This is a genomic window from Microbacterium sp. ISL-103, assembly GCF_018613995.1.
Lineage (GTDB): Bacteria > Actinomycetota > Actinomycetes > Actinomycetales > Microbacteriaceae > Microbacterium.
In genome coordinates this window covers 1-10,924 of record NZ_JAGGPD010000021.1, presented here as the reverse complement: position 1 = coordinate 10,924, position 10,924 = coordinate 1, and the positions used below count along the sequence as shown (strand labels likewise).

Here is a 10,924-nt window from a genome sequence, read left to right as displayed (position 1 = left end):
GTTCGCGGCCGGCACCGCGTAGTCCAGCTCGCGGAATCTGACCGAACGGCGCGGCGTCAGCACCCGATGCGGGAGGTCCGTGTACCGGCGATCGCCGGTGGGCTTCACGGCGAGCCTGTTGAACGGCGGCGTGATGACGGGAGCGACCTGCGCCGAGGCGCACACCGCCCGGTACACGCCGTTCGAGAGCAGCGTCTCATCGATCCAGCGCCCCACCACGGGAAGCGGCTGACGCCTGGTGGATTCCGGGAGACGGGTCTGGCGCTTGGTCAGTGCGACTTCGGTGTGAGGGAACCAGTAGAACTCGAAGTGATCGGACGAGGCGACGCGGCGGTCGAGGGAATCGAGCACGTCGTCGAGAGGCGCCGGCTCGTCGACCGCCTCCATCGCGAACGACGGCACGCACTGCAGAGTCACCTCGACGATGATCCCGAGTGCCCCGAGCCCGAGCGCGACGGCAGGCAGCATCTCGGCGTTGTGCTCGGCGTCGATGCGAAGGAAATCGCCTGCGGCCGTCACCAGCGAGATGCCGACGACCTGGGCGGCGAGGCCACCGAAACCCGCACCTGTGCCATGGGTTCCGGTCGAGATCGCGCCCGAGATCGACTGTCGGTCGATGTCGCCGAGGTTCTCCATCGCCAGGCCGAAGGGCGCGAGCAGACCGGGGATGCGATGCAGCCGAGTGCCCGCCAGAAGCGTGACCCGACCGGTCGCCGCATCGGCCGCCACGAGACCTTGCATGTCGTCGAGCTCGAGGAGCACACCCGGGGCCACGGCGATGCCGGTGAAGCTGTGGCCTGCCCCGACCGCTTTGATGGTCAGCCCCTGCGACACCGCGGCCTTGACCGCGCGCTGCACGCCCTCGGGGCTGCGCGGACGCTCGACACGCAGCGGCTTGACCTGCGCCGACCGCCCCCAGTTCTGCCAGGTGCCACCGATCCGCGTCACAGGAACGCCCTCCCTTCGCCGCGATATGTGGGCAGTTCGTCGAGGATCTCATCGCCCGAGACGAGCTGATAGCTGTCGATGCGCTCGGCGGGCTCGCCGCTCTTGGCGTGTCGGAACCAGACCCGGTCGCCGACGCCGAGGCGCTCGGCCGCGCGCCCCTGCAACGGCGTCTGCACTTCTCCCGCGGCCTCCCGCGCGAGCGTGCGCAGCCCCTCAGGCCACACGGGTGAGGGCTGACGAGACTGCAGAGCCGGTCCTGATGCGATCCATCCGCCTCCGAGCACGGTCGCGATATCGGCGGTGGGCCGCCGCACGCCGTCGAAGGCGAACGCGGATGCCGGCGCAGGGCGGAACGAGCGGTATCCGTCGAAGAGATGCCCACCGAGCAGCCCGCTGCCGGCGCTCGCCTCGGTGAGCGATTCGTCGCTCCCGGTGAACTCGAGCGACCCGGTTCCGCCGCCGTTGAGGAACTCGAGTGGCGCGATCTCGGACAGCGCGCTCACGATGGCAGCTCGCCGCTCGCGGAGCTCGGCGCGGGATCGGGCCTGCATGAGACGGATCACGGGCGCGTCACGCCCGGCGTTGTCGCCCTGCCCGGCGATCTGCGCCTCGTACATCTGCAGACCGACGAGAGTGAACCCGGGGCGCCGCACGATCTTGCGTGCGAAGGCGGCGACCTCTCCTGCGGTGAACAGAGCGGACCTGCGCACACCGATGTGACCGAGAGCGGCGGACTTCAGCGAGGCGTCGGCGTCGATCGCGACACGGATGTCAGGGCGGCTGCCGGGCGGAGCGACACTGTCGACGATGTCGAGGTGCGCGGGATCGTCGACCATGAGCGTGATGCGCCGAGCCGCCTCTTCCGAGGCGAAGAGCGCCGTCAGCCCCGCGCGGTCGACCGTCGGGTAGCCGACGACGATGTCGTCATGCGTCTCGGCGAGCCAGAGCGCCTCGGCGAGGGTGAATGCGAGGATCCCCCGATAGCCGGGCAGCTGCAGGACCGCATCGAGCACACTGCGGACGCGCACGGACTTCGACGCGACACGGATGGGCAGCCCACCCGCGCGCACGAGCAGATCCATCGCGTTGTATCGCAGCGCTTCGCGGTCGATCACCGCCACCGGGGCGGGGAGATGGCCCGTCGCGGCAGACAGGCGAGGCCAGTAGCGTGACGGGTCCTGCCACTCGGGCGAGACGGGGGGACGTCCCTTTTCGGGGCTCAGATCGGCGGTGAGGTCGAGCACTCCCCCACCCTACGGCTTCGGTGGACGCGGATTCAGTGTTTGCGACACCGAGTCGCACCACTCCCTCGCCGCCTCCCCACAGCCGGAATGCCAATACATTAGCTCCCGCCCACGTAATGAACACGCGTACTCGCCGTCTCTCTCACTGAGGCCGTCGTTCTGGCGGGCTCATCGGCCGCATGCGGTCGTTTGCCGGGGGGTGAAGATGCTGTCTCAGCAGCATCACAGAGGGACGGGCCCTGAGAGGCTCGTCCCTCTGCAGCACCTCTGACGATCGCGGGTGCATCGGCCGTGTACTCTGAGCGCACGGCTGGAGCTGACAGCCCCCGTAGCCCAATGGCAGAGGCAGGCGACTTAAAATCGCTTCAGTCTGGGTTCGAGTCCCAGCGGGGGCACCAGCTGCACCGTCATTCGGGCGATCCGCCCGATCGCGTCGCGGCGGACCGCGTTGTTCTGGCCTCGCGAACCCGGCGCAGGATCAGCACGGCGAGTGCGACGGCGATCGCGGTGTACACCGCGTAGTCGAGATATCCGAGCACGTGCTCGAGCTGCTCGTGCTGCGTGCCGAGTGCGGCACCGACTCCGATGAGAAGCGAGTTCCACAGGCCGCTTCCCACGATCGTGTACGCACTGAAGCGAAGGAGATTCATGCGCGTCGCCCCGGCCGGGATCGAGATCAGGCTGCGGATGCCGGGAACCAGCCGGCCGACCAGGATGGTCCACCCTCCGCTGCGTTCGAACCAGTGCACGCCGCGCTCGAGGTCGGCACGACTGACCAGCTTGGTGGCCGACAGCAGCCGCACCGCCCGCTCCACCCCGATGGCGGCTCCGAGCCAGTAGAGCAGGAGCGCACCGACCCACGATGCGAGCGTGCTCCAGACGATCAGCCATCCGAGGGTGAGATCGCCACTCTGGCTCAGATACCCCGCGAACGGCAGGATCACCTCACTCGGGATGGGCGGGATCAGCACCTCGACGAAGACGAGCACGCCGACCCCGATGTCGCCGAGGCCGGTGAGGACGTCGGCAGCGAAACCTGTGAGGCCCGAGAAGCCGTGGTCCGACGTTGAGGGGTCGGCGACCGCCGCGTTCAGAGCACTCATCGGCCGAACAGGTCGCCGATTCCGGGGATCCCGAGGTCACCCAGCCGCTGCCCCCATTCGCTCGCCGTGTCGCCGAGACCCGACACCGTCTCACCCGCCGACCCGAGCACACCCCCGGCCGCGCCCGCGAGTTCCTCTCCTCCGAGGCCGCTCGGGATCGCCTCGACGTCGATGCCCTGCGCCAATGCGTCGAAGTCCACGCCGAGGCCGGCCGCCTGCTCGAGCAGAGGAGCGGCGACGGCACTGCCGACGGCCCCGACCGCGACGATGCCCAGCGCACCCACCGCTGCGCCGCCCACGGCGCCGGCCGCGCCGAATCCGCGTACCCGCGAGAGCAGTCCCCGCATGCGGCCGGGCCGCGATGCCTCGGAGCGCCCCGCCGCGCGCGCCAGATCGTCGGGTGATGAGGATGCCGGGCGCTCCCCCGGAGCGAGTTCCGCCGTCATCCTCTCGTGCACCTGCGCTCGTTGCGCGGGCGTCAGGCGCGCGAAGGCCTCGCGGTGGATCTGCTCGACACGGTGCGGATCGGCCGTCTCGAGGAGGTAGTCGTATCGGGCGATGGCGGCGCGATCGGCATCCGATGCGGCCTTCGCTCCGCCGACTCGCGGACGGTCGGCGGGCGCGCGGCCGGCGGGCGGCGGTGCATAGGGGTCATGACCCGACTGGCCCGCCGCGGGAGGCGGTGCGTATCGGTCGTGCGCGGAGGGCCGCCGTTCCGGCGCCGGGGGCGTCGAGCCCGCCTGCGAGCCGGACCGACCGGTGCGGGATCCGCTCTCGTCGAGGTCGAGAGCGCGAGCAGCCATCCCGATCAGTCGGGTGAGTTTTCCCATGGTGTCGATTCCTTCGTGGGGTGTGGACGGCCACGGGACTCGACAGCGGTGCGATGAGGGGTCCTTGGTCGTCCGCGGATACGGACGCCAGGTCTCCTCCACCCTCACGGGCCGGCGGGCCGGGACACGACCTCGTATCCGTAATGACGACACCACCGCAGACGGGAGTACTCCCCTTGCACGACAGACGCTAGCAAGCAGTCCTATGAGCCCGGTGCGAGACTCGCCGACCCCCGCCGGAGACGACGAACGCCCCGACTCCGTGGAATCGGGGCGTTCGCGAGAACGGACTACTTGGCAGCGGCCGTCTCAGCAGGCTTCTTCGCTGCTGGCTTCTTCGCTGCCGGCTTCTTGACTGCGGTCTTCTCGCCGGCGGGCTTCTCATCGGCAGCCTTGTCGACGGCCTTCGCCTGCTCGGCAGGAGCCGTGACGGCGGGCGCGGGCGCGTCTGCGGCCGGGCGCGGACGCGCGGCGAACTCCTCGAACACATAGCGCGGGTTCTGCACCGTCTCGAGGTTGACCATGTCACGGCCGAGCCACAGGTTGTTCCACCAGCCCCAGACCACGCGGAACTTGCGCTCCCACGTGGGCATCGCGAGGCCGTGGTAGCCACGGTGCGCGACCCAGGCGACGAAGCCCTTGAGGGCGATCTTGCCGGACTGGAAGACACCGTTGTAGAGACCGAGGCCCGCGACGGCACCGAGGTTCTTGTGGAAGTACTCCTTCGGGTCTTCACCACGCAGCACGGCGACGATGTTCTTCGCGAGCAGCTTCGCCTGGCGCACCGCGTGCTGGGCGTTCGGCACGCAGAAGCCGCCGACTCCGCCGCCGGAGAGGTCGGGAACGGCCGAGACGTCACCGGCTGCCCAGGCATCCGGAACGAATGCCTCGGGGGTGCCGACTCGAAGGTCTGCACGCGTCTGGATGCGACCACGCTCTTCGATCGGAAGGTCGCCACCGCGGACCACGGTCGGGTTCGCCATGACACCGGCGGTCCAGACGATGAGGTCGGTCGGGATGATCTCGCCGGTCGACAGCTCGACGTTGCCATCGATCGCGCTGGTCAGCTGGGTGTCGAGGTGCACGTTGGCGCCGCGCTTCGCGAGGTCCTTGAGAACCCACTCGCTCGTCGGCAGCGACACCTCGGGCATGATGCGGCCCATCGCCTCGATGAGGTGGAAGTGCGTGTCCTCGAAGCTCAGCTGCGGGTACTTGCCCACCAGCGACGAGGCGAGCGAGCGCAGCTCGGCGAAGACCTCGATGCCGGCGAAGCCGCCGCCGACGACGACGACCGACAGCAGACGGTCGCGCTCGGGGCCCGCGGGCAGCGATGCGGCCTTGTCGAAGTTCGACATCAGGCGGTCACGGATGGCGACGGCCTCTTCGATCGTCTTCAGACCGATCGCGTTGTCGGCGATGCCGGGGATCGGGAACGTACGCGAGACCGCGCCTGCGGTGACGACGATCTGGTCGTAGGCGAACTCGTACGGCTCACCCACGGGCGGCGTGATGGTCGCGACCTTCTCGGCGTGGTTGATGCCCGTCACCTTGGCCGTGAGCACGTTGGTGCGCTTGAGGTGACGACGGTGGGCGACCACCGAGTGGCGGGCTTCGATCGAGCCTGCGGCCACCTCGGGGAGGAACGGCTGGTACGTCATGTACGGCAGCGGGTCGACCATGGTGACGTCTGCTTCGCCCTTGCGAAGGTGCTTCTCCAGCTTCCACGCCGTGTAGAAGCCTGCATAGCCTCCGCCGACGATCAGGATCTTGGGCACAGTGCTGTTCTCAGGCACAGGGGGACAACTCCTCGGGAGTCAGGAATGTGGCGTGCGAGCGCGCGCCGATCGGATGCGCCGGGCAGCTGCGGTGACGCCAAGCCCTATCAGGATACCAGGGACTGTGAGCGCGATGAGCGGCAGGGTACCGTAGCGCAGCGAATCAGCGCTGGGAAGCAACGGTGAACCGGCCTCCGTCGGCGCGTCGGCATCCGGCAGCGGTGGCACCTCGACCGGCGCGGCGGTGGGCTCGGGCTGGGGAACGGTCTCTGCCCTGCGGTACAGCCGCACCCACTCGGCCAGGTCGCCCATGGGGTTCTCCGACACCGTCGCGACGTCGCCGGTGACGGCAGCCTCGGCGTCGACCAGACCGTAGCCGTACAGCGGGTCGGGGAGCTTGCCCATGCCCGGAACGGTGATCGCTGTCTTGATGATGCGGTTGATCACGTTCGCCGCATCCATCTCGGGGTGTGCCGACCTGATCAGGGCCGCGATGCCCGCCACGATCGGCGCCGCCCCGCTCGTGCCGCTCCACGGCACGACCGTGCCGTCGGCCGAGACGCCGCGCAGTCCCTCGCTGGGCGCGGCGATCCCGATCGTGATGCCCTGTGTCGATGCCTCGATGCTCGCGGTGCCCGTCTGGTCGACTCCGCCGACCGTGAGGACTCCGGGGATCGTCGCCGGGGCGCCGATGATGTTGGTGCCGCTCCCCCTGTTGCCCGCCGCGACGACCACCACCACATCGTGCTCGAAGGCGTAGAGGAACGCGTCGTCCCAGCTCCTGTCCCAATCCAGCGTGTTCGTGGTGAACGAGAGGTTGATGATGTCGGCGCCGTGATCGACGGCCCAGCGCATGGCCTTGGCGACCTGTTCGGTGAAGGGCACGGCCGCGGCTGCTCCGAAACCCACCGAGATCGACAGCAGGTCGGCCTCGGGGGCGACCCCTATCATGCCTTTGCCGTCTGCGGCGCCGCGACCGGCGGCGAGAGACGCGACCCAGGAGCCGTGATTGCCGTCGATGGCGCCGACGGGGGTGCGTCCGTCGGGAGTTCCGGTGCCCGACACGTCGGTGCCACCCACCACTGCTTCGTCGAAGACGCCGGGAACCTTGCCGATGCCGGTGTCGATGACGGCGATCGTGACGCCGTCGCCGCGTGTCGTCTGCCAGGCGTCACGGATGCGTGCACCGTCGAGCCAGTACTCCGCAGCGCGCACGGGATCGGCGGGGTCGTCGGGCACCGGGGCCGGCGTCGGCGTCGCCGTGGCGCCGAGGAGCAGGACGGATGCCACGATCGTCGCCAGCGCGACACCGCTTCGCAGCATCCGCGTCGACCTCATGCCGTCGTCGCCTCGATGTCGCGGAGGGCGGCGCCCGGCTCGTCGCAACGGCACCGGTCGGGCGACCATGCGGATCGCTCGAGCGCGATGTCGCCGATCGGGTTCACACCGGGGCCTGCGGCGAGAGCGTGGCCGGCGAGAGCGTGCAGGCACTTCACGCGGGTCGGCATACCGCCGGCTGAGATTCCGGCGATCTCTTCGACGTCGCCGAACTGCGCTCGATCACCCAGATACGCCTCGTGCGCGGCGAGATAGGCGCTCGCGACGCCCTCGTCGTCGGCCAGCAGCGCCGCGAGCTCGGGCATGACCTGCGTCGCCTCGAGGGTCGACATCGCCGCCGTCGCCGCCGGATGGGTGAGGTAGTAGAAAGTCGGGAACGGCGTGCCGTCGGGCAGCCGGGGCGTCGTCGCGACGACCGTCGGATTGCCGCAGGCGCAGCGCGCCGCGATGCCGACGACACCGCGTGCGGTCCTGCCCAGCTGGGTCGACACCACAGCGAGCTCAGCGGCGGTGGGGGCGGGGAAAGGCGGCGTGGTCACCCCTCCAGCGTACGGGAGGCGGCCGGGAGGATGCTCCCAGGGACAGGGCCGTGAAGGAGACCGCTCGCGTCAGCGACTGACGGCGGCGGTGTCGCTGAGTCCGGCCGAGGTGAGGGTGCGAAGCAGCTGAGGCATCCAGTCGGACGGTGTCTCTTCGAGGGTGTCCGAGACCGGGCCCTGCTGCTGCGGAAGAGCCGCGGGGTCGAGATCGTTGTCGATGAGGTACACGACCTCGCCCGGCTTGACGTAGTAGAGCCGCTCGCGCGCCTGAGTCGTGATGTAAGCCGGGTCGTTCCAGCGGTCGCGTTCCTGCTCGAGAGCAGCGATCTGGTCTCCGGAGACCTGGATCGACTGCTCCAACGCCGCGATCTTCTGGCGCTGGTCGATGAACGTGCCGAGCGTCGGCACCAGCACCCAGGCGCCGAGGACCACGAGCGAGAGCATGATCACCGAGAATGCCGAGAGGCGGATGCCGGAGGCCCATTCACGCACGTCTACGCGACGATCCGGCGCGCCGCGGACCGACGCATCTCTCCCCCGACGGGAACCGGCCGCGCGCGGGGACGCCTTCGCGGCAGGAACCGCATCTGCCGTGCGCGCTGCCGGAGACGCCGAAGGAGGAGCCGGTCGTCGTGCCACGGCTCCTCCTCCGAACGTGCCGCTCACGCGGCGTATGTCTGTCTCAGCTGCTGTCAGCCCTGGTAGCGCGGGAACGCGGAACGGCCCGCGAACACCGCGGCGTCGCCCAGCTCTTCCTCGATACGCAGAAGCTGATTGTACTTCGCGACGCGCTCGCTGCGAGCAGGCGCACCCGCCTTGATCTGACCCGCGTTCGTCGCGACGACGAGGTCGGCGATCGTGGTGTCCTCGGTCTCGCCCGAGCGGTGCGACAGCATGGCGGTGTAGCCCGAGCGCTGCGCCAGGCTGACCGCGTCGAACGTCTCGGTGAGCGTGCCGATCTGGTTGACCTTGACGAGCAGCGAGTTGGCCACGCCGCGCTTGATGCCGTCGGCGAGACGCGACGGGTTGGTGACGAACAGGTCGTCTCCGACGAGCTGCACCTTCGAGCCCAGCGCATCGGTGAGGAGCTTCCAGTTGTCCCAGTCGTCCTCGGCGAGCGCATCTTCGATCGTGACGATCGGGAAGTCGTTGACGAGACCCTGGTAGTACTCGATCAGCTCGGGGCCGCTCCAGTCCTTGTTGTCGAGGCGGTACACGCCGTCGCTGAAGAACTCGGTGGCGGCGACATCGAGGCCGAGTGCGATCTCGGTGCCCGGCTTGAATCCGGCCTTCTCGATCGCCTTGACCAGGAAGTCGAGGCCCTCGCGGTTGCTGGGCAGGTCGGGGGCGAAACCGCCCTCGTCGCCGAGACCCGTCGCGTATCCGGCGGCCTTCAGCTCGCCGCGCAGCACGTGGTAGGTCTCGACACCCCAGCGGAGCGCCTCGGAGTAGGTCTCGGCGCCGATCGGCGCGAGGAAGAACTCCTGCATGTCGATGCCGTTGTCGGCGTGCTCGCCACCGTTGATGACGTTGAAGAGCGGAACGGGCAGCACGTGCGCGTTGGGTCCACCCAGGTAGCGGAACAGCGGCAGGTCGGCCGAGTCGGCCGCGGCCTTCGCGACGGCGAGACTGACGCCCAGGATCGCGTTGGCGCCGGTGCGCTGCTTGTTCTCGGTGCCGTCGGTCTCGATCAGGATCTCGTCGACGATGCGCTGCTCGCTGGCCTCGACGCCCTCGAGCGCCGGTCCGAGCTCGTCGATGATGGCGTCGACGGCCTTGAGCACGCCCTTGCCGCCATAGCGGCTCTTGTCGCCGTCACGCAGCTCGTACGCCTCGAATGCGCCGGTGGATGCGCCGGACGGGACGGCGGCCCGCTGGACGACGCCGTCATCGAGGAGCACCTCCACCTCGACGGTCGGGTTTCCGCGCGAGTCGAGAATTTCGCGTGCGCCTACAGCCTCGATCAGTGCCACTGATGTGCTCCTTGCTCAGAGAAAACGTTGTGTGGAGCGTCGTCGATCCGCGCCCAGTCTAGCCCGCTCGCCCACCGGCCCCGGGGTCGGAGTCGAACGTTCACACGACCACCGCGAGCGCGACGCCGTCCCACCCCTTGATGCCGACCGTCTGCAGCGCGGTCGCGTCGAAGCGCGGGTCGTCGCTCAGCATCCGCAGCGCATCCCTGGTGCCGACGACCTTGGGATCGGTCGCGTCGTCGCGCACGATCTCACCCTCGCGCCCGATGTTGTCGAGGACGATCACGGTTCCGGGGTGTCCGAGCTTCGCCGCCCAGTCGAGGTAGACCGTGTTCGACTCCTTGTCGGCGTCGATGAACACCAGGTCGAATCCGCCCACGAGGGTGGGCAGCACGTCTGCTGCGCGGCCGATCCTGATGTCGACGCGGTCGCCCACTCCTGCGGCGTCGATGCTCGCCCGGGCGACGGCCGCGTTGTCGGCCTCGGCCTCGACGGTCACGACGCGACCGTCTTCGCCGACCGCTCGGGCGAGCCAGATCGTGGAGTACCCGCCCAGAGTGCCGATCTCGAGCACCCGGCGAGCACCCGCGATGCGTGCGAGCAGGTGGAGGAACTTGCCTCCGACCGGCGCGACCTCGATCTCGGGCAGGCCGGCATCGCGCTGAGCGGTCAGAGCAGCCTCGAGATGCGGGTCATGGCCGACGAGGAGATCAGCGAGATAGGCATCGGCGTTCGACCAGGCGGCGGGGGTGGATTCCATGCCCTCAGCCAACCTCGCGGGCCCGCCGAGCGTCAAGGGGCCCGGCGGTCGCCCGCGTCTCGCGGCGCCGAGAGCAGGCGCACCGGGGCGCCGGCGAGCTCGGGCTGTTCGCGGAACTGACCGGTGGCCGCGAGCACCGCGATGACGACGGCGGCGACGATCCATCCTGCGATTCCCAGGGGACCCGCGAGCGCCAGGTCGGGCTGCGAAGCGGCGACGATGAGGACGAGGCCCGCCGAGGCGTTGAGCGAGCCGTGCGCGAGGACCGCCGGCCAGATCGCGGCGGAACCCCCCCCCCCCCCCCCCCCCCCCCCCCCCCCCCCCCCCCCCCCCCCCCCCCCCCCCCCCCCCCCCCCCCCCCCCCCCCCCCCCCCCCCCCCCCCCCCCCCCCCCCCCCCCCCCCCCCCCCCCCCC

10 protein-coding genes and 1 tRNA gene are annotated in these 10,924 nt (G+C 69.9%); 1 reads left to right on the top strand and 10 read right to left on the bottom strand.

From position 1 onward, the window contains the following. Positions 1-948, bottom strand: a 948-nt coding sequence (locus J7E68_RS01110; protein WP_215169076.1) for a D-arabinono-1,4-lactone oxidase, incomplete at its 3' end; no start/stop codon positions are given. Beyond that, positions 945-2,192 carry an alanine racemase gene (locus tag J7E68_RS01105; RefSeq protein ID WP_215169074.1) on the bottom strand — a complete coding sequence of 416 codons (1,248 nt, stop codon included), beginning with the start codon at positions 2,190-2,192 and terminating at the stop codon, positions 945-947. The genes J7E68_RS01105 and J7E68_RS01110, both read right to left, overlap by 4 nt. Positions 2,193-2,514: 322 nt before the next feature. On the opposite strand from J7E68_RS01105, the gene J7E68_RS01100 reads away from it, so the two are divergent. Further along, positions 2,515-2,590 (top strand) — tRNA-Leu (locus tag J7E68_RS01100). Positions 2,591-2,599: 9 nt separating this feature from the next. Here the strand turns inward: J7E68_RS01100 and J7E68_RS01095 are convergent. From J7E68_RS01095 to J7E68_RS01060, 8 genes are all read right to left on the bottom strand, one after another. Then, entirely contained in the window at positions 2,600-3,295 is a 696-nt protein-coding gene (locus J7E68_RS01095; protein WP_215169072.1) for a DedA family protein, read from the bottom strand. Continuing rightward, the gene (locus J7E68_RS01090) at positions 3,292-4,125 is read right to left on the bottom strand and encodes a cation-transporting ATPase (protein ID WP_215169071.1); all 834 of its coding nucleotides are present in this window, start codon (positions 4,123-4,125) and stop codon (positions 3,292-3,294) included. Before J7E68_RS01090 ends, J7E68_RS01095 begins: the two co-directional genes overlap by 4 nt. Positions 4,126-4,415: 290 nt before the next feature. Then, complete coding sequence (locus J7E68_RS01085; protein WP_215169069.1) at positions 4,416-5,900, bottom strand: FAD-dependent oxidoreductase; 1,485 nt, start codon at positions 5,898-5,900, stop codon at positions 4,416-4,418. Positions 5,901-5,939: 39 nt separating this feature from the next. After that, on the bottom strand, positions 5,940-7,223 hold the full coding sequence (locus tag J7E68_RS01080) for a S8 family serine peptidase (RefSeq protein WP_251048493.1): 1,284 nt from the start codon (positions 7,221-7,223) through the stop codon (positions 5,940-5,942). A gap of 11 nt (positions 7,224-7,234) precedes the next feature. Continuing rightward, positions 7,235-7,777 (bottom strand): DUF501 domain-containing protein, encoded by a 543-nt coding sequence (locus J7E68_RS01075; RefSeq protein ID WP_215169065.1) that lies wholly within the window; start codon positions 7,775-7,777, stop codon positions 7,235-7,237. Between the two features lie 69 nt (positions 7,778-7,846). Next, positions 7,847-8,269: a septum formation initiator family protein gene (locus J7E68_RS01070; RefSeq protein ID WP_311415931.1), complete on the bottom strand. Its 423-nt coding sequence runs from the start codon at positions 8,267-8,269 to the stop codon at positions 7,847-7,849. 200 nt (positions 8,270-8,469) lie between these two features. Further along, the gene (eno, locus tag J7E68_RS01065; RefSeq protein ID WP_215169061.1) at positions 8,470-9,750 is read right to left on the bottom strand and encodes a phosphopyruvate hydratase; all 1,281 of its coding nucleotides are present in this window, start codon (positions 9,748-9,750) and stop codon (positions 8,470-8,472) included. A gap of 100 nt (positions 9,751-9,850) precedes the next feature. Beyond that, positions 9,851-10,510 (bottom strand): O-methyltransferase, encoded by a 660-nt coding sequence (locus tag J7E68_RS01060; protein ID WP_215169059.1) that lies wholly within the window; start codon positions 10,508-10,510, stop codon positions 9,851-9,853. Positions 10,511-10,924: the final 414 nt, after the last annotated feature.